This is a genomic window from Flavobacterium olei (genome assembly GCF_039749035.1).
Taxonomy (GTDB): domain Bacteria; phylum Bacteroidota; class Bacteroidia; order Flavobacteriales; family Flavobacteriaceae; genus Flavobacterium; species Flavobacterium olei.
On sequence record NZ_JBDKWC010000004.1, the window covers coordinates 177247 to 195564 of the forward strand.

Sequence of the window (18318 nt, forward strand, 5' to 3'; positions counted from 1 at the left end):
AAATGACAGCTAAAAGACTGATATGCCACGGTTGTCAGTAATTAAAAATGTCATGTTGGCAGATTTTTTTAGTGTGCCAATATCAAACTGACAAATTATATTAGTTTTTTATCTTGGCACAAAGATTGACTTATGCCACATGAGTTTGAAATTAAATCAAAAATTAAATATATAAAAAATGGGTAAAATAATCGGAATTGACTTAGGTACGACGAACTCTTGTGTTTCTGTAATGGAAGGTAACGAAGCAGTTGTTATCCCTAACGCAGAAGGAAAAAGAACTACACCATCTATCATCGCTTTTGTTGAAGGTGGAGAAATTAAAGTAGGAGATCCTGCAAAAAGACAAGCAGTAACGAATCCTACAAAAACGATTGCTTCTATTAAACGTTTTATGGGACACACTTTTGCTGAAACTACAGAAGAAGCAAAAAGAGTTCCTTACAGTGTTGTAAAAGGTGACAACAATACACCACGTGTGGATATTGACGGTCGTTTATACACTTCTCAGGAATTGTCTGCAATGACACTTCAAAAAATGAAAAAAACTGCTGAAGACTATTTAGGTCAAACAGTAACTGAGGCAGTTATTACAGTTCCTGCTTACTTTAACGATGCACAACGTCAGGCTACAAAAGAAGCTGGAGAAATTGCAGGTCTTAAAGTTATGCGTATCATCAACGAGCCAACTGCTGCTGCACTTGCTTACGGATTAGATAAAAAAGGAACAGATCAAAAAATTGCTGTTTACGATTTAGGTGGAGGTACTTTTGATATCTCTGTTCTTGAATTAGGAGACGGTGTATTTGAAGTATTATCTACAAATGGTGATACTCACTTAGGTGGTGATGATTTTGACCAGGTTATTATTGACTGGTTAGCTGACGAATTCAAATCTGAAGAAGGAATTGATTTACGTTTAGACCCAATGTCATTACAACGTTTGAAAGAAGCTGCTGAGAAAGCTAAGATTGAATTATCATCTTCTGCTGAAACAGAAATCAACTTACCTTACGTAACTGCTACTGCTTCAGGACCAAAACACTTAGTGAAAAAATTATCAAGAGCTAAATTTGAGCAATTATCAGATTCTTTAGTAAAACGTTCTATGGAGCCAGTTGCTAAAGCATTAAAAGATGCAGGTTTATCTACATCTGATATTGACGAAGTAATCCTTGTAGGAGGTTCTACTCGTATGCCAAGAATCGCTGACGAAGTTGAAAAATTCTTCGGTAAAAAAGCATCTAAAGGTGTTAACCCTGATGAGGTTGTTGCTATTGGAGCTGCTATTCAAGGTGGAGTTTTATCTGGAGATGTAAAAGATGTATTGTTACTAGACGTAACGCCTCTTTCTTTAGGTATCGAAACTATGGGTGGTGTATTGACTAAATTAATCGAGTCTAACACGACTATCCCAACTAAAAAATCTCAAGTATTCTCTACTGCTGCAGATTCTCAACCATCTGTTGAAATCCACGTATTACAAGGAGAAAGAGCAATGGCTGCTGATAACAAAACTATCGGTCGTTTCCACTTAGATGGTATTCCACCAGCACCAAGAGGAGTTCCTCAAATCGAGGTTACTTTTGATATTGATGCTAATGGTATCATCAAAGTTTCTGCAACTGACAAAGGAACTGGAAAATCTCACGATATCCGTATCGAAGCTTCTTCTGGTTTAACAGCTGAAGAAATCGAAAAAATGAAAAAAGATGCTGAAGCTAATGCTGATGCTGATAAAATCGCAAAAGAAAGAGCTGAGAAACTGAACGAAGCTGACAGTACTATCTTCCAAACTGAATCTCAATTGAAAGAGTTAGGAGATAAATTGACAGATGATCACAAAACAGCTATCGAATATGCTTTAACAGAATTGAGAATGGCTCACCAATCTCAGGATCTTGATGCAATCCAAAAAGGATTAGACAATGTAAATGCAGCTTGGAAAACAGCTACAGAAGCAATGTACGCTCAAGGTGGTGACCAAGGTCAACAAGCTGCTCCACAACAAGAGCAGTCTTCTGGAGACAATGTTGAAGACGTTGAATTCGAAGAAGTCAAATAATTACTGATTAACATCAGTTAATAATAAGTATTAAACCGCTGTAAACGAAATGTTTACAGCGGTTTTTCTTTTTTATTCTTTTTTGTTTCTGCTGTTTTTTAATCATTTTTTGTCATATATTTGTACCATATTTGTACCGGCACTTAAAAGGCGATAATGTGGCACTTATGTATACTTATGGCACTTAAATTGGGGATAAAGGCGATGAAAAGAATAAATAAACAATGTCTTGTCTGTGGGGAAGTGTTTCTGCCCAAGACCGTAACTTCTGTCTACTGCTCACAAAAATGCAGTAAAAAAGCATACAAGCAGAAGATGAAGCAGCTTAAAAATGAAGCAGAAATCAAAGCGGTGATAGAGAAAATACCGCAGGACAGGGCCTTTCTTTCCGTCTCTGAGGCTGGCATGCTTTTTGGCATTGCCAAAAGAACCCTCTATAGGCTTGTCGGCCAGGGAAAAGTTCCGTCAGTTAATCTTGGAACCCGCCTTGTAAGGATAGACCGCAGCGTCATGGAAGGGATGTTCGGCCCTGAGCGCAGCCTGCCGCAGGCTGAGAGTATACCGAAGAAAAAATTATACAGCCTTGAAAAAGAAGACTGCTATTCCATCGGTGAAATAGCTCAGAGATTTCAGATATCAGAAGGTTCTGTCTACAGCCATATTAGGAAATATTCAATCCCAACCAGACAGATCGGAAAGCATGTATATGCCCCCAAAACGGAAATTGATAATTTGTATAACGGAAATGATTTTATATGAAGCAATTAGCAAAAACCAAGGTGACTGTGCGTCTTCGAAAGGCAGAAGACCGAAAGGAATGGTATGTTTACATAGAAAGCTATCCTGTAGAGGTTTCCGGAAAGAAAGCGCCCCAGAGAATCCGTGAATATTTAAACAGATCCGTAACAACAGTGGAGTGGGACAAGAAAAGAACTGCCCGCACAGATGCAGAGGGTATAAAATCCTATAAACCCAGACGCAGCGATAACGGAATAATAATCTGCAGCAGCGAAAGCGACCGTGAGATAATGCTATATGCGGACGCAGTGCGTAATATCCGGCAGAAAGAATACGATAAAACAGATCTGTACAGTGATGCTGAGAACCTATTGGTTGAACATAAAGAAAAAGCAAAAGAGGATTTTATTAAATACATTGCTGCGGTGGCGGCTAAAAGGCACGCCCGAGGTTCAAAATCCATTCAGATCACTTGGGAGCGCACCAAAGAATTTTTAAAAAGCTATTCATCTGGCAGCCTAATGTTTTCCCAAATTGACAGCAGAATGGCGGAAGATTTTAAACTTTTTTTATTATCAGCTCCGCGCGGAGGAGGTAAAAAAGGAATCCTTTCCCGCAACACTGCGGGAACGTATTTTTCGATATTTAAAGCCGCTTTGAAACAGGCTTTTATTGATGGATATTTAACCGTTGATTTATCTTCAAAAATAAAAGGCATCCCTGAGCAGGAGTCAAGACGTGAATATCTCACTATTGAAGAATTGAATGCATTGGCCCAAACGCCCTGCGAAAAAGACGTCCTTAAAAGAGCGGCGCTTTTCTCAGTGCTTACAGGTTTGAGGCATTCCGACATTCAGAAGCTCCGCTGGAAAGAGATAAGTCTGGAAGACGGCAGAGCCAAACTGCATTTTACGCAGAAAAAGACAAAGGGTGTCGAATACATGCCTATTTCTGAGCAGGCTTTAGATCTCTGCGGAGAACCGAGGCTTCCCGGACAGCTTGTCTTTGAGGATCTGCCCGACCCGTCGTGGATTTCACGCCCTCTGAAAAAATGGATTGAATCTGCAGGCATTAAAAAGAATATTACCTTCCACTGCTTCCGCCATACATTTGCAACACTACAGCTATCAAGCGGCACAGACATTTATACGGTCAGTAAAATGCTAGGGCATACCAATGTAAAAACTACTGAAATCTATGCCAAAGTAATAGATGAGAAGAAAAACAGTGCTTCGCAGGCAATACAATTGGAATCTTTAAAGAAATAAGCGCAATGAAAATTAAATACTTTGAATATATCACAGTTTACCTGTCTGTTTTTCTAGTCTGTGTCTTTGTGGGCATAATCGGGAGACTGGTGCTGCTGGAAAAAGGTGCGGATGAATATACGGCCGGCGTTTTCTTTTGGATCAGCACTGGATTTGGTGTTTTAATGTTTGCAATTCTAAGTTTATTTCTAAACGATTTGGCTGAGAGATTACTGAATCGTTTTTTGAGGGCAAAAAAAAATGAATCTCCTGAAAGCGGCATTCCAGGTGAAGACCTTGAAAAAATAGAAGAGGTGCGGCAGGATGTTTTAATTAAAACCGAATTATCTGCGAATAAAAATGCAGCCAGAGATATTGAACAGATAAGGGAGGAGCGGCAAAATGCAGTCAAAAATCAAAAACAGGCCAGAATTGATGCTGCCATCCGTTATTCACAGCAGGAGTTCGCGCTTTATGCGTCGGATGATGATCTGAAACAATTAGGCAAGAATATAATCATATATGCTGAAGAAATAAATTTCGAGAAGATTAGACCGGTAAAAGTAAAGGATCTGTCCAATCTCGATCTGTATCATTTCGGCTGGAATATCTGGAATTGTTTTAAAGTCAGCAGACAGGACAGAGCCGCACAGTTTTTAAAACTGACTTTTGCTGACGCTTTAAAAGATGTTGAAGTCAAGAGTATTAAAACGCATTTGAAAGATGATGAACAGAAAGGGCTTATAAAGATAATAGAAGATTTTACAGATTTTTAATTGCCAATACTCATAAAGCACTGTGTTTTTCAAGTGTTTTTGTTGTGAAGAAGGACACAGCAGAAACACTTTTTTCATTTGCACCATAACTATTAAAAACGATGGCTATGGATATAAATGAAATCTCTTTTGAAAACCTGCCCAAAGCAGTAGCACACTTAGTGAAAGAAATTGCCGAGATTAAACTTATGATTCAGAATGTGCAGGTATTTGAGTCTAAAGAAAAAAGTATTCCTATTGGAATTGAAGAAGCCAGCCGGTTAATAGGGAAAGCAAAGCCTACAATTTACGCTCTTGTAAGGCAAAGAAAAATTCCGTGCTATAAATATGGTAAAAAGCTGTACTTTTTTGAAGAAGAACTTTTAGAATGGATCTCTAAAGGGAAAAAGAAAACAATTCAGGAAATCGAATCAGAAGCATTGAAATATAATCATAATAAGTAGATGGATAATTTCCTGCAAGAATACAAGGGGCCTAGGTTCGAATCCTTCTGGAATCACTTAAACTGATTTTTATAAAATTTTCAATTGAATATTTACTTTACTTAATTAATATGCTTTCCTTAGCATTTGCGCTAAATCATTAGGAAGGATACTCTCTTCTATAGCTTGTGCAGCTTTTTCAATATCATAGTCCACTCTTACGAATTCTACCCCTATACCTTCTTTTTTACAAAACTTGCTGCTTTGGCTAATCGTTATCACAGCATAGCAGCATTTTGGATTTCCGTCTTTAGGTTTCCCTACTGATCCGGCATTAATGGCATGGAAATAATTTCCTTTTTTAGTCGGATTTTCTAAAACTCTGTGATATGGCTTGTGGGAGTGTCCGCAGATAAGAATATCCGCATTGCAATCAAGAAAAATATCCGTGAAATCTTTTTCTATTTTATCTTCAAGCAAATATTCCTTATTGCTATATGGACTACCGTGTACCATTAAGATCCTGATTAATTTATCAGCTGTTTGGAATTCCAATTTAATATGGGCAGGAAGAGAAGAAAGGTATTTAATCTGCTCTTTACCCACAATTTGATAGGCATAACTCTCAGAGTCGTTAGAACCTTCATTATGTATTTGTACAGCTTTAACATCATGATTTCCTGCCAGGGTAGGAATATGTCTTTTACGAATTTCGTTTATCACGGCGTTAGGACATACATTGTAGCCTACCAAATCTCCCAAGCAGTAAACAGCATCAATATTCTGCTGTTCAATACTTTTTAAGGTTTGTTCCAGTGCTGGGAAATTAGCATGTATATCCGACAGTATTGCAATTCTCATTTTCAGGAAATTAGTATAGAAAACTATACTGTTTTTAAATAATACGTCTTTCTGAACCAGAACGCAACATTAACCAGTGCTATAAGCGCCGGTACTTCTACCAAAGGCCCTATAACTCCTGCAAATGCCTGACCGCTGTTTATGCCAAACACACCAATTGCCACTGCAATTGCAAGTTCGAAATTGTTTCCTGTGGCCGTAAAAGCTATTGCCGTTGCTTTTGAATAGTCAGCACCAAAATATTTTCCAACAAAAAAGCTAATCAGAAACATGATGGTAAAGTATATTACAAGTGGAACTGCAATACGAACAACATCCATAGGGATCTGAACAATTAGTTCGCCTTTAAGGCTGAACATCACTATAATGGTAAAAAGCAGTGATATAAGTGTAATGGGAGAAATAAAAGGTACATATTTAGTTTCAAACCATTCTGAACCTTTTAGTGCAATAAGCGTGTAACGGCTTATGATTCCAAGTGCAAAAGGAATTCCCAAATATATCCCTACACTCTCGGCGATCTGCCCGATACTGATGTTAACTTCAAATCCGTTGTAACCAAAGTAGGGAGGAAGAACAGTTATGAAGATATAAGCATACACGCTGTAAAGTAATACCTGAAAAATACTGTTAAGTGCAATAAGGCCCGCAGCATATTCCCTGTTCCCATCTGCCAGGTCATTCCAAACTACAACCATGGCAATACAACGTGCCAAACCAATCAAAATGACACCGATCATATATTCTGGATAGTCGCTTAAAAAAAGCAGGGCCAGTAAAAACATTAAAATTGGACCGACAATCCAGTTCAGGAATAGGGAAGCACCAAGAATTTTAGTGTTTCTAAAAACCTGCCCCATCTGTTCGTATTTCACTTTTGCCAAAGGCGGATACATCATCAGAATCAGCCCAATTGCCAAAGGGATATTGGTTGTCCCGCTGGAAAAAGAGTTGATAAAATTTCCGCTGGAAGGAATGAAATATCCTATCGCAACCCCAAGGGCCATTGCAAGGAAAATCCAAAGGGTTAAAAATCTATCAAGGAAACCTAATTGTTTGCGTCCCTCGGCAGGCGCACAGTTATTTGCTGACATTTTTATTGTTTGATTTGTGAGAATGCATAAAACATTTCAGTTCCAATTTGAAGGCTTCGCTCCAGATATATTTCTTTTTGCTGCGGTGTGCCGTCTGATACCTTTGGATCTTCAAAGGTTATTGGAATACGTTTTTCGGCGCCGGCAATAAAAGGACAGCCACCATCTGCCTGTGAGCAGGTCATGATCGCGACAAATTCACTTTCAGGATTGAAATCATCATCATAAGTTTTAGAAAAACCGATAACGGGAAGTTCATTAGCCCCAAATTTTATGGAATAAACAGGGTTTTGCCCTTCTGAAATAGTTTTTATTTTAAACCCGGAATTTTGCAGGGTTTCGGCCACCTTTGGGAATAGGGCAGTAGCTTCAGTGCCTCCCGAATAACAGGAAACATTCTGTACACTAAAATGTGTAGCAGCAGTCTGCGCCCAAATCTGAGACAAATGGCTTCTTCTGGAATTATGTGTACAGATCATATTAAGCCGAATCGGCAGTTTGCTGTCAACTTTATTTTGAATATAATCCACTAATGGCTGCAGGATAGTTTTACGCTCCTCTGAAATCTGGTTAAAATCAAATGAACTAATGGTGTTTTTTATTTCAGTAAATAACATAGTTTTTGTCTGGTATGATAGTAAATTTTTAATAGTTATTTTGAAATTAACAACAGCCTGAGCCGGGAGCACATGAATTTGTACTTTCGCCATTGAGCTGTGATAATTTTACTTTCGATTTATCTGAAGGGATTCCGCACTGGTCCTGAGCCAGACAGGCAGTTTGTTTATTTAATAACACAAAATTTTTGCCATTAAAATCAAGATCATACTTACCAATTGTAGTATCCTGATATTCAACTTCAATTTCATGATCTTCAATACCCAGAACCTTTTCTGAAAGTTCGATAATATGAACCAGTTTTTGTGGTTTTAGCCTATGCTCATAATCATTGGCATCCCAAAGCTGAAAATTTACAACTGTTTCTTTTCTTACTGTTCCGCCACAGTCGATGAAGTTTTTTGTGATCAGGCCCACTTCTGTTACATGGAAATATTCCGGAACAAAATTTCCGTTTGGCAATTCAAAATTTACAGCCTCTACGGTTTTTAATACCTCTTTAATTTGTGAAAGTTTCATAATGTATGTTTTTAAAGTTTATAATTTTATTTGAAAGAAATAACTATGATTAAATTAATCTCTTTTGATGCACTTCTAATACTATTTATTTGATCAGTGCACTTCTTCTTTCTAGAAGAACGGTGTCTCTCCAAAGGCCATTTTGCTTCCCAATTTTTTCGCGGACACCTAAAATCCTGAATCCGGCTTTTTCATGAATACGCAGGCTAGCAATGTTTTCCGGAAATATACCGGCCTGAAGTGTCCATATACCTTCAGCTTCGCTTAAATGAACAAGCTCATTTAAAAGCGCAAGACCAATTCCTTTGCCGGAATGCTCCGGGTCAACATAAACACTTACTTCTGCTACGCCCGCATAAACGCACCGTGAGGAAATAGGTGTAAGGGCTGCCCAGCCTATGATCTGGTCATTACTTTGGGCAACAATCCTGCAGGAAGCGAGATGCGATTCATTCCATTCTTCCCATGAAGGGGCGCTTGTCTGAAAAGTAGCGTTTCCGGTTTTAATGCCTTTCTCGTAAATTACTTGAACCTGCGGCCAATCTGTATCCAATAGTTTTCTGATTTCCATAGTACTTAATTTAGCAACACTCGTTTCTCTTTTTTTCTAAATGAGCACTAATGTGTTCAAAAAATCCTTTTATTTTTTCCAGTCCAGGCTCATTAATACAGTAACAAATAGAGTTGCCATCAATGCTGCCTTTTATGAGACCCGCATTTTTAAGTTCCTTAAGATGCTGCGATACTGTAGGCTGTGATAGCGGTAGTTCGTTAACTATATCTCCGCAGATACAGGTATCTACTTTTAGCAGGTATTCCATAATTGCAATTCGGGCAGGATGCCCTAATGCTTTAGCCAAAATCGCAAGCTGGTTTTGATTGTCTGTAAAATGATCTGTTTTTGTAGCTCCCATTGCTTTATGTTTATATTGCAATATTACGATATAAAATTTATTATAAAAAGATTTTTACTATTTTTTTAGATAATTAAATAGATAAGCCTTTAAACATCAATGTTTAAAGGCCTATGAAACTTTTGTGGCAGGAGCCAGGCGGAACTATTTAAGTTTATAAAAGCAGCAAACAGCTTAATATCGTCTGGCAAATAGTATTATTTCAGTTTTAATATTTTAAAAGCGCCTCTGCCTACTATCGCAAAAACACAAATGCCAATTAACAGGTCAGGTATCATGGAGTTGGTATAGTGAACCAAAATACCGGCAATTACTACCCCGATATTAATGATAACATCGTTGGAAGTAAAAATCATGCTTGCTTCCATATGTGCCTCCTTGCTTTTTGATTTTTGGAGTAAATAAAGGCAAAGTGAATTACCCAACAGCGCAAACACGGAGACTATGATCATGGTTTGGAAATTTGGGATATTTTCCTGATGTAGATATCTTCGAATCACTTCAATAAGGCCTAAAATCGCCAAAACAATTTGAAAGTATCCACTTATCTGTGCAACGCTCACTTTCCTTGACACGGTGCTTCCAACTGCTAATAGTGCCAAACCATAAACGATGCTATCAGCCAGCATATCCAGGCTATCGGCCACTAATCCCATAGAATTGGAAATAAATCCGGTGATAATTTCTATAAGAAAGAATGAGAGATTTATAATCAAAACCTGCCATAACAATTTTCTTTGCCCGGAATCATCTGTTGGAGTTAAAATATCCAGTGTTTCTTCAGAGGTCAATAAAGTGCTGTCAAAATTAAGACTGTCAATAGCACTAGTGATACTATTGGCGTCATCTGAATGATAAATGCTTAATTTTCTGTTTGGAATATCAAAATCCAGACGTTCTATTTGATTTATACTGCTAAGCTTCATTCTGATAAGCTGCTCTTCACTAGGGCAATCCATCTTTTTAATGTTATAGGTGCTTTTTTTCATAACACTATAGCTTAATTTTTAAACCAGCATTTATTACAAATCCATCAAGGGGGGCATAAATATCCTTAAAGACAGGATTTGAAATTGGGCCGGTATAAATACTTCCAAATTTCGTTTGTCTGGTGTCGGTAAAGTTTTCAAAATTAGCAAAAACAGAAAAATTCTCCCATAATTTTTCGACCATAAAACCAAAAATCCAGTATTCTCTTCCAGTTGTCCCATCATTTAATTTTTGAGGACTGTAATAATAAGCCTCCAAACCAGCTTTCCATTTATCTTCTACTTCATACATCAAAACATTGTTCAATCGATGTTTGGCTGTTAAAGGATTTTCAGATTTAATACCATTGTCATCTATCGATGCATCAGTATAGGTATACCCTAGAAATAGCTTGAAATCTTTATAGCCTAATTTTAGATTTGTTTCAGTGCCCTTCGTATCTAAATAACCATCTACATTTACAAACTGATAAATATTGTCAGGAAGCGAAGTTAGGATCAGGGGATTATCTACATTGGTATAAAAGAATAACTGATTGATCGACAAAGATATATCTTCAGTAATATTAGTTTTGTAATTTACATCAAAATTAACGCCATAGCTTTTTTCAAGTTTGTTAAAATCACTATTGATTGGCAATACATTCTGGTACTGAATACGCTCGCTTTCCTCGGTAAATATAGTCGGTGTTTTATAACCCAATCCACCGCCAAGTCTTGAGGTAAGTTTAGGAGTGATTTTAAACAAAGCGGAAATTCTTGGCAATAGTGAAAACCCGTAATCAATAACATAATCACCTCTAAGACCGGTTTCAATATCCAGCCATTCCTTCGCTTTTAAGGTATTTTGAACAAAAGCCCCATATGTTATCTGATTATAATCTCTTAAAGGAAAAGCAGTAGTACTATTTTCTGTAAATTTATCAGTATATAAATTGGCTCCCGCAGCCCATTCGGATTTTTCGCCATTAAACGAATAGGTAATTTCAGAAAAAGTACTATTCTGAAGACCGTCAAAAGTATAATCAGGAATCGTGATGACACGGCTAAAATTATTAAAACTATTTTTGAATGTCAGTAATTCCTTTTCACTTAACCTATGTGTAAGTGTAAATTGAGTGCTGATACGCTTTGTTTTATTTTTTTCAAAATAACTGTCTGGGAAATTGCTCTGGTCTTTTATGTAATCTATGTTTCCGCCAATACGATTTTCGAAAACGGTATTTATGCCAAAATTAAGCTTAGTATTTTCATTAAAATAAACAAATAATTTCGGGTTGAAATTAAAGCGCTCAAACTTTGGAATAGCCGTAAGCTGGATATCGGCAGGATCATAAGGTGCATTTCGATCATGTGAGGCAAAAACGGTCAATCCAATTTTACTAAATCGCTGTGAATAAAACCCATTGACATTCAAACCAAGGGCAGAAGTTCCATTTAATAAAAATCGAAGTTCTCTTTCCTCGGTCGGTGTTTTGGAAATTAGGTTAACCAAACCTGCAATTGCGCCACCCCCATAAAGTGTAGAGGCGGATCCTTTGATTATCTCTACCTGCTTTAAGTCCAATGGAGGTGTCTGAAGTAATCCCAGGCCACTTGAAGCTCCGGAATAAACAGGGAAACCATCTTTTAATATTTGTGTATATCTTCCGTCTAATCCCTGAATTCTGATAGAGGAGTTTCCGGAAGTTGCGGAGGTCTGCTGGGTTTGGATACCGGTACTTTCATTAAGCATCATTCTGATATCCCCGGGTTTCATATTGGCTTTTTCCTCAAGTTCCTCTCCGGCAATAAGTTCAACGCGGGTTGGAATATTGCTTATAGTTCGTGTACCCCTGGTAGAAGTGACTATAATTTCATCCATCTCTTCAGCCTCGCTCTCTAATGAAATTTCTAAGAATTCATTTTTAAAGGGTACTGTAACCGGTACAATTTGCGATTTATAACCTTCCATGGAAAATGAAACATTATAAACTCCTTGCTGCAGATTTTCAAAAATAACCAGTCCTTCCGCGTTTGAAACAGATGATAGATTAGTTTGCCCAATACTGGCAGTTACACCGGGCATTGCCTCACTTGTTTCAGCATTTTTAAGGAGGAATTTAACTGTATTTTGTGCATGCGCTGTGCCAATAGTTACTATTGCCAAAGTCAATATAATATATTTAAACATTTATTATTTCTTAATATTAATACATAAATAGATTCATTATCTAGAATCATGAAGTTAGAACTATTTAAAATATTAAGATATTTTAGGCGGCTGCCAAATTTTGCAAGTGAATGAGGAATCAACAAACTTATTGTAAAAGATAGGCTGAGGTATCTCATTTGTTATAAATTCAAGCTTTTCAGAAATTTTGATTATAGAAGTATGTGTAATTGTAAAACCTGTACAGCTTCCACAGGAATAAAAAGGAGAACAGCTTCCGTTGCAGTTGTTTCCACAATTATGCGACTCATTTTTGCAATTTTTCTCTGTATCACATTTTGAATGCTTAGAGAATGCGGAACAGGGTACTGTTGAAAGAATCAGTACAATTATTGATAAGAATGTTAGAAAGAATTTCACATCCCAAATTTAGATATATTTTGACAATTATTTAAACTTATTAATAATTTCTTGTGTGAAGCTTCATTGATTTCAAATAATTATTTTAAGCAGATTGGTCATTAGACATCATACATCTGTAAAATTTAGCCCCAATCTCTCGAAAGGGGCTTGTGGATGATTTGAAGTCAATTTTTAGAATTTTAAAAATTATTGAACTATAATGAAGTTTTAATATTGTGAAAAAAAGGAAAGAAATCCCATTATGCCGGTAAGTACTATCACACATTTCCAGCAGTTTAGCCTGTTATTCATATTGAATTATTTTAGTGTTAAGATTGAATCTAAGACAATTTTCATGCCACGTTTAATGTATAGGCTATCTAAATGCAGGAGTACTTAAAATATTAGAAATAGGTTGAAATCCCTAAATTAAAGCCATCAGTAACAGACGGAGGATTGGAAAAAATATCCCTTTGTTTTAAATAACGGTAGTTCAGACGAATTACTGTTTGAGAACTGGGCCTAAAACTAATAGCAGGCATAATGCTCCATAGGTCTTCCCCAATATTGGTACCTGTCTCTTTGAATTTCCCAACATTCCAGTCCACGTACTCCAATCTGCAGGCGACATTTAGGGTTGCTTTTTCCCATCCCAGAATTGATCTTCTCAGGATTGGCTGGACAATATCTATGAAGCCTCCTTTTTGTTTATTGCCGAACTGCTGGGAATAGGTTTCAGGAACATCAACATAAATCCAGGCAAATTCTGTAGTGATAAAGGTTTTTATTTTTGGAAGCGTAGTGTTAAAATCCAAAGCAAATACGGCGACGTGTCTTTTTTTGTCAATTATAATTCCGTCATCCTGAAATTTGTTATATATCCCACCCATATATGAAATTCCCAGTTCACCAATTTTGTTATTTCTAAGGGCTATTTTTCCTGTAAATAAAGGTTCACCGCTATTTATTTCTTCAAATCGTTCAGGGTTATTTTTCGCAGCGGGCAGAAAAGTTTTATTTTCTGTGTTCTCAATTATAGAGTTGTCAAAACTGCCCGACAAATAAGCTTCATACCCAAACATCCAGTTTTTTGTATATTTTTTTCCAAAAAGCCCTGCACCGGCATTGCTAAATGTAGCGGGCAGCATTTGAGTTGAAGAAATTGGACGATCGGTAAATTCCCATTTGGGTCCGTCATGATTTTGATTGAAAGAGCCTATTGGGTTTAGAATTATTCCGGCCCTCAGGTTAATCAAAGGGTCAAATTCAATATCTACCGATGCAAATTCAATTGCAATTTCTTTTCCTCCGTCTTCAAATTCAATTTCGCTTAAAAACTTCACTCTTTTACTAATAGCTGATGACATGAATATGGAGAGCCTTCGCGCCTGAAATTGATGGCCTTCCGATACTCCGTCTGTAGTCAGTTTTTGCCAGTTCATTTCAAGGTAACCGCCTATGGATATTGGGGTCTTGCTGATGTTTAATGCTGGTCTGTTGTAAAGAGCATCCATATTCAGGATGTTTTGCACAGTATCTTTAGGCAGCCTTTTTAACAGCGTGGGGTCAATTTGTGCACAGCAATTTGCATAAGAGAAAAAAGCGATCGCCAGAAATGAAAGTAGTTTTAATCTCATTTTAAAGATATTTTTAGCATGTTGTTTTCTATTGCCACTGGAAACCTTCTAAGGTCTTCATTGGCGGGACCGTTTTCTAAAATTCCGCGGCTACTGAATTCACTTCCGTGCGCCGGGCACTGCAGCTTATCTCCAAAAACCTGTAATTCCGCGCCCTGATGGGTACATAACATAAACATGGCGCAATAATCATTTGCATTAAAGCGATACACACAAATTGGCGCTTTTAATATTTCATTTTGGATGATTATGTATTTTTTAAATGCTGTTTCTGTTCCTTTTTTTAAAATAAAATCAGAAACAGGAACTAAAAGATCCGTGTCTTTAATTTCCCTTGAAAGAATTTGTGAAGAAGTACAGCTTTGTAATAAAGTAGCCCCGGCTACTGCTGCCAAACATCCAAAACCACATGTTTTTAAAAATTGTTTTCTATCCATTATTATAATGATTTTATAAATTTCAGTAAAGCTTCTTTATCTTCTTTAGAAAGTTTTTCAAATGCATTTCTGCTTTGTTGGGCCTCGCCGCCATGTAATGTTATGGCTTGTTCAATAGTTTTTGCACGACCGTCATGCATCAAAAATAAGGTTCCTCCTTGTGAATTTTCTGAAAGACCTATCCCCCAAAGCGCAGCAGTTCTCCATTCATAGGTTTTGGCACTTCCCTCGGTATAGCCATCATCTAATGCACTTCCCATATCATGTAGAAGCAAATCAGTATATGGGGCAAAAGTTTTATAAGAAAGTGCATTTATGGGAGAATAACTTGTTGTAAGGTTACTTTTATGACAAGCCACACAATTAATTTGAGTAAATATATTTTTACCGCGAATAACATCGGCATCATTTTGATTTCGTTGAATTGGAGCTTTTAAGGTGCTTAAGTAAAAAATAACATCATTGACTTTAGCAGTTGAGATTTCAGGGTTAATTTCTAAATTAGAATAATGATCAATTGGATTAAATACAGATGTAATTCCGATATCCTGATTGTAGGCATTAACGGTTTGATGCAATAAATCAAAAGCAGATGCTTTTTTGCCATATCGTCCAATATGTTTGCTGTTTTGGGATACTGCATTGGAAGTTGGAATTGAATAACCAGGAATAATAATCCAGTTTACAGTACCTGAGATACCATCACCATTACTATCGTCGGGATCGGCCATTTGGATTAGATCAGCATCGGAAACATATTGTAAAAAGCCCAGGCCTGTAAATGCTGGCGGTGTAAATTTAGAGAATGTTGCCCCGGCTGGGATTTGTTCGGGCAAGTAACCTGGTAAAGCTCTGTTTTGAAGTTGTGGGCCTCCTTGATTTAAAAATTGATTTCCTGCCTGATCAATTTGTCCAAAACGGGTAAGTGTTGTAAATAAATGCCCTTTTCCGTCTCCCACGTGGCAATTGATGCAGCTCGTCCCAACAAATGTTGGTCCCAGACCTGTTTCTCTGGTAAAAACTTCATTTACTGCTGCATCACCTCTTAGGAATTGTGCAGATTCAGAATTCGACAAACCGTCAACCGGACCGTCCAGTAGTTCATTATCGGCTGGTATTTCAACATAACTTGTATCACATGACAATAGTGTAAAACAATAGAGCAGCAGCAAGAAAGGTAGTCTTAAAAAAATATTTAAATGATACATGATTTTATTTTTAGACAAATCTAAATATTTTTTTAAATACTTCTTAATTTTTTATTTTGTTTTTTAGTGCAAAACGTTACAGATATACTTTAAAATTAGATCACGTGGCAAAATTATTGATCCAGCAAACAGTTTTATGCAATAGGCCTCTATGTAAGGCCCTATTTTCTACATCAGATATGTATCATTTCCATTACATGAAAGTGATTTTTGTTATGGTTCTGCATTTACAATTGCGATGGAATTCAGGTACTGAGCTATTCCTGCAAATAGTATTGCACAGAAGATCAGCTCAATTTTAAATGAATACTATATTTAAAGGGTTTATTTACAAGCGTAGGTCAGAAAAGGTGCATTCATAATCAGTGATTTATTTAATGGTATATATCCGGAAATTTTAAACTTCCAGAGAAATAACAGCTATCCGCATCCATAGTGCTACTAATTTTATCAGGTATAAATTCGTATTGGTATATGTTAAAATGATTTTACAAATGTGATTCTAAACTGTCTTCCGTCGTACGATGGGACCAGAAAAGAAGTAGGATCGCCTTCTTTGTTTCCAAATATTTTTCTGGTCATATAGGGATTGAGCCAATATGCTGCTTTGGTACTTAATATTCCAATTCCGGTTCCAGCTGCTACATCGGTAAGCCAGTGCCTGTTGTTGTACATTCTAAATAATCCTGTTCCTGTAGCAATGGCATAGCCAGCCACTCCATACCATACGGATTGATCTTTATATTCCTGATAAAGGAACTCAGCTCCTGCAAAAGCTATAGCGGCGTGACCAGAAGGAAAAGAATTATTAGTGGTTCCATCCGGACGTTCAATATTGGTTATGGATTTTAATGCCATAACACTTCCTATAGTAAAAATAGTGGAAGTGGCTAAAATCACCGATCGGTCTCTGATATTATTTTTTCCTTTCACACCAAATGCATTAAGCGCATAAACTGAAACAGCGGGAACGTACCGTGAAAAATCGTCAAGGGTTACTTTTTTGTCTATGTTTTCTGTAATTTTATTGCGAATCTGAAAATTAAAACTTTTAATCTGTCCGCTATCAATTCCCCAGAATCCATATCCTACCAGTACACCTGGAATTATAAGCTGTTTATAATTGAATTGTATATTTTTAACCGAATCTGTAAAAATGCTGTCTCTTGCTTTGAATCCTTGGGCGAAGGCTGTAAAAGATATTAGCAAAAGCAATGAAATGATACTTCTTCTCATATATAAATTATTGAAATATATTTTAGATATAAAGCGATCCAGTTAGATCAGCAAAATGCTTTATTTTGAGACTCTTAAATAAAGATATTAATTTTTCTCCAGGCAGAATTTTTTCTACAATCTGAAATCTTGTACAACCACCAAAGGTTGAAAATTAATCAGGTATAAATTCTTAATATTTTGTTATTCATTTAATCTTAAGTAAATCCTAAGAATTCACCTGAGTGATTAAAGTAATTTAGTATAAACATATCGCTGAGCAATCATTAAGATTGCTCAAAACAGGTTATTAAGATTATTAATTAAAAATTATTTATTATGAGCACAAAGGAAAAAGAGGGACATGACCACCCTGAACACGACAAGCATAAGGAGCATCATACACATCCTGAGCACCACGAAGGGGAAGCAGGAAAAAATCATCCTGAGCATCATGATGAGCAGGAGCATCACACAGAGAAAGAGCACCATCTAGAAGGTGAACACCACAAAAAAAACAAATAATCCCAAAGATGTTTTAACGCTCCCTTAGTCTATTGATAAGGGGGCGTTTTTTATTGTTATAGCGGTTTTATTATCAATAAAAACACTTTTTCAATCGCTATGCTCTCTGGAAAAATTGGTATTAAATAATATTTACTTTTCAATCTGTCTGTTTTTTTTGTAGATTTACACTGATGAGCTGTCAAAGATCCATTTTTGTAATTTTACTGGCAATACGTCTACTGACATTGCTGTTGATTCCATGTGGGGATATGGAGCTTCCCTCTACTGTTGAGAAGGATAGTATTTCTCTTCAAAAAAGCAGCGATAATCATGACCACAAAGCTGTTTGCTGCTCGTTTTGCCAGTGTGCAAGCTGTAAAGGAGCTGTTGCTCTTACTGAGGTAAATCAACTTTCTTTTTATTTTACTTTTCAGTTTAAGACAGGTACTTCCAGGCTGTACGAATCCTTTCCTTCCCATTATCTTAGTTGCATATGGCAGCCTCCCCAGATAGGTTA

The 18318-nt window shown here is 36.8% G+C and carries 18 protein-coding genes; 6 read left to right on the forward strand and 12 right to left on the reverse strand.

What is annotated here, in order from left to right:
* Window positions 1-178: 178 nt before the first annotated feature.
* The 5 genes from dnaK (at window position 179) to ABEB31_RS11725 (ending at window position 5269) form a co-directional block, all read left to right on the forward strand.
* Window positions 179-2065: a molecular chaperone DnaK gene (gene dnaK / locus ABEB31_RS11705; protein WP_347051847.1), complete on the forward strand. Its 1887-nt coding sequence runs from the start codon at window positions 179-181 to the stop codon at window positions 2063-2065.
* Between the two features lie 204 nt (window positions 2066-2269).
* Window positions 2270-2824, forward strand: a complete 555-nt coding sequence (locus tag ABEB31_RS11710; protein WP_163394675.1) for a helix-turn-helix domain-containing protein — start codon at window positions 2270-2272, stop codon at window positions 2822-2824.
* Window positions 2821-4071, forward strand: a complete 1251-nt coding sequence (locus tag ABEB31_RS11715) for a site-specific integrase (RefSeq protein WP_163394676.1) — start codon at window positions 2821-2823, stop codon at window positions 4069-4071. The genes ABEB31_RS11710 and ABEB31_RS11715 overlap by 4 nt, the downstream gene beginning before the upstream one ends.
* A gap of 5 nt (window positions 4072-4076) precedes the next feature.
* Complete coding sequence (locus ABEB31_RS11720; RefSeq protein WP_163394677.1) at window positions 4077-4826, forward strand: hypothetical protein; 750 nt, start codon at window positions 4077-4079, stop codon at window positions 4824-4826.
* 107 nt (window positions 4827-4933) lie between these two features.
* Window positions 4934-5269, forward strand: coding sequence for a helix-turn-helix domain-containing protein (locus ABEB31_RS11725; protein WP_163394678.1), 336 nt, complete (start codon window positions 4934-4936; stop codon window positions 5267-5269).
* 105 nt (window positions 5270-5374) lie between these two features.
* Here ABEB31_RS11725 and ABEB31_RS11730 read toward each other — a convergent pair whose 3' ends face one another.
* The 12 genes from ABEB31_RS11730 to ABEB31_RS11785 all read right to left on the reverse strand — a co-directional run bounded on the left by ABEB31_RS11730 (window position 5375) and on the right by ABEB31_RS11785 (window position 17315).
* Entirely contained in the window at window positions 5375-6109 is a 735-nt protein-coding gene (locus ABEB31_RS11730) for a metallophosphoesterase family protein (protein ID WP_163394679.1), read from the reverse strand.
* A gap of 23 nt (window positions 6110-6132) precedes the next feature.
* Window positions 6133-7203: an ACR3 family arsenite efflux transporter gene (arsB, locus tag ABEB31_RS11735; protein WP_163394680.1), complete on the reverse strand. Its 1071-nt coding sequence runs from the start codon at window positions 7201-7203 to the stop codon at window positions 6133-6135.
* A 2-nt stretch (window positions 7204-7205) separates the two neighbouring features.
* On the reverse strand, window positions 7206-7820 hold the full coding sequence (locus ABEB31_RS11740) for an arsenate-mycothiol transferase ArsC (protein ID WP_163394880.1): 615 nt from the start codon (window positions 7818-7820) through the stop codon (window positions 7206-7208).
* 46 nt (window positions 7821-7866) lie between these two features.
* Entirely contained in the window at window positions 7867-8340 is a 474-nt protein-coding gene (locus ABEB31_RS11745; protein ID WP_163394681.1) for a DUF6428 family protein, read from the reverse strand.
* A gap of 85 nt (window positions 8341-8425) precedes the next feature.
* Window positions 8426-8911 (reverse strand): GNAT family N-acetyltransferase, encoded by a 486-nt coding sequence (locus tag ABEB31_RS11750; protein WP_163394682.1) that lies wholly within the window; start codon window positions 8909-8911, stop codon window positions 8426-8428.
* 10 nt (window positions 8912-8921) lie between these two features.
* Window positions 8922-9254 (reverse strand): ArsR/SmtB family transcription factor, encoded by a 333-nt coding sequence (locus tag ABEB31_RS11755; protein WP_163394683.1) that lies wholly within the window; start codon window positions 9252-9254, stop codon window positions 8922-8924.
* A gap of 197 nt (window positions 9255-9451) precedes the next feature.
* Window positions 9452-10243, reverse strand: a complete 792-nt coding sequence (locus ABEB31_RS11760; protein ID WP_163394684.1) for a cation diffusion facilitator family transporter — start codon at window positions 10241-10243, stop codon at window positions 9452-9454.
* Between the two features lie 4 nt (window positions 10244-10247).
* A complete protein-coding gene (locus ABEB31_RS11765; protein WP_163394685.1) occupies window positions 10248-12416 on the reverse strand; it encodes a TonB-dependent receptor in 2169 nt (722 codons plus the stop codon).
* 785 nt (window positions 12417-13201) lie between these two features.
* Window positions 13202-14434: a hypothetical protein gene (locus tag ABEB31_RS11770; protein ID WP_163394686.1), complete on the reverse strand. Its 1233-nt coding sequence runs from the start codon at window positions 14432-14434 to the stop codon at window positions 13202-13204.
* Window positions 14431-14871, reverse strand: coding sequence for a Rieske (2Fe-2S) protein (locus ABEB31_RS11775; protein WP_163394687.1), 441 nt, complete (start codon window positions 14869-14871; stop codon window positions 14431-14433). Before ABEB31_RS11775 ends, ABEB31_RS11770 begins: the two co-directional genes overlap by 4 nt.
* Before the next feature lie 2 nt (window positions 14872-14873).
* Window positions 14874-16079 carry a di-heme oxidoredictase family protein gene (locus tag ABEB31_RS11780; RefSeq protein ID WP_163394688.1) on the reverse strand — a complete coding sequence of 402 codons (1206 nt, stop codon included), beginning with the start codon at window positions 16077-16079 and terminating at the stop codon, window positions 14874-14876.
* A gap of 477 nt (window positions 16080-16556) precedes the next feature.
* The gene (locus tag ABEB31_RS11785) at window positions 16557-17315 is read right to left on the reverse strand and encodes a phosphatase PAP2 family protein (RefSeq protein WP_163394689.1); all 759 of its coding nucleotides are present in this window, start codon (window positions 17313-17315) and stop codon (window positions 16557-16559) included.
* Between the two features lie 318 nt (window positions 17316-17633).
* On the opposite strand from ABEB31_RS11785, the gene ABEB31_RS11790 reads away from it, so the two are divergent.
* Window positions 17634-17819, forward strand: coding sequence for a hypothetical protein (locus tag ABEB31_RS11790; RefSeq protein ID WP_163394690.1), 186 nt, complete (start codon window positions 17634-17636; stop codon window positions 17817-17819).
* Window positions 17820-18318: the final 499 nt, after the last annotated feature.

What these genes read in the sequence shown, in the direction of transcription:
- dnaK (WP_347051847.1), top strand. Translation starts at nt 179, where the DNA reads ATGGGTAAAATAATCGGAATTGACTTAGGTACGACGAACTCTTGTGTT.
- ABEB31_RS11710 (WP_163394675.1), top strand. Translation starts at nt 2,270, where the DNA reads ATGAAAAGAATAAATAAACAATGTCTTGTCTGTGGGGAAGTGTTTCTG.
- ABEB31_RS11715 (WP_163394676.1), top strand. Translation starts at nt 2,821, where the DNA reads ATGAAGCAATTAGCAAAAACCAAGGTGACTGTGCGTCTTCGAAAGGCA.
- ABEB31_RS11720 (WP_163394677.1), top strand. Translation starts at nt 4,077, where the DNA reads ATGAAAATTAAATACTTTGAATATATCACAGTTTACCTGTCTGTTTTT.
- ABEB31_RS11725 (WP_163394678.1), top strand. Translation starts at nt 4,934, where the DNA reads ATGGATATAAATGAAATCTCTTTTGAAAACCTGCCCAAAGCAGTAGCA.
- ABEB31_RS11730 (WP_163394679.1), bottom strand. Translation starts at nt 6,109, where the DNA reads ATGAGAATTGCAATACTGTCGGATATACATGCTAATTTCCCAGCACTG.
- arsB (WP_163394680.1), bottom strand. Translation starts at nt 7,203, where the DNA reads ATGTCAGCAAATAACTGTGCGCCTGCCGAGGGACGCAAACAATTAGGT.
- ABEB31_RS11740 (WP_163394880.1), bottom strand. Translation starts at nt 7,820, where the DNA reads ATGTTATTTACTGAAATAAAAAACACCATTAGTTCATTTGATTTTAAC.
- ABEB31_RS11745 (WP_163394681.1), bottom strand. Translation starts at nt 8,340, where the DNA reads ATGAAACTTTCACAAATTAAAGAGGTATTAAAAACCGTAGAGGCTGTA.
- ABEB31_RS11750 (WP_163394682.1), bottom strand. Translation starts at nt 8,911, where the DNA reads ATGGAAATCAGAAAACTATTGGATACAGATTGGCCGCAGGTTCAAGTA.
- ABEB31_RS11755 (WP_163394683.1), bottom strand. Translation starts at nt 9,254, where the DNA reads ATGGGAGCTACAAAAACAGATCATTTTACAGACAATCAAAACCAGCTT.
- ABEB31_RS11760 (WP_163394684.1), bottom strand. Translation starts at nt 10,243, where the DNA reads ATGAAAAAAAGCACCTATAACATTAAAAAGATGGATTGCCCTAGTGAA.
- ABEB31_RS11765 (WP_163394685.1), bottom strand. Translation starts at nt 12,416, where the DNA reads ATGTTTAAATATATTATATTGACTTTGGCAATAGTAACTATTGGCACA.
- ABEB31_RS11770 (WP_163394686.1), bottom strand. Translation starts at nt 14,434, where the DNA reads ATGAGATTAAAACTACTTTCATTTCTGGCGATCGCTTTTTTCTCTTAT.
- ABEB31_RS11775 (WP_163394687.1), bottom strand. Translation starts at nt 14,871, where the DNA reads ATGGATAGAAAACAATTTTTAAAAACATGTGGTTTTGGATGTTTGGCA.
- ABEB31_RS11780 (WP_163394688.1), bottom strand. Translation starts at nt 16,079, where the DNA reads ATGTATCATTTAAATATTTTTTTAAGACTACCTTTCTTGCTGCTGCTC.
- ABEB31_RS11785 (WP_163394689.1), bottom strand. Translation starts at nt 17,315, where the DNA reads ATGAGAAGAAGTATCATTTCATTGCTTTTGCTAATATCTTTTACAGCC.
- ABEB31_RS11790 (WP_163394690.1), top strand. Translation starts at nt 17,634, where the DNA reads ATGAGCACAAAGGAAAAAGAGGGACATGACCACCCTGAACACGACAAG.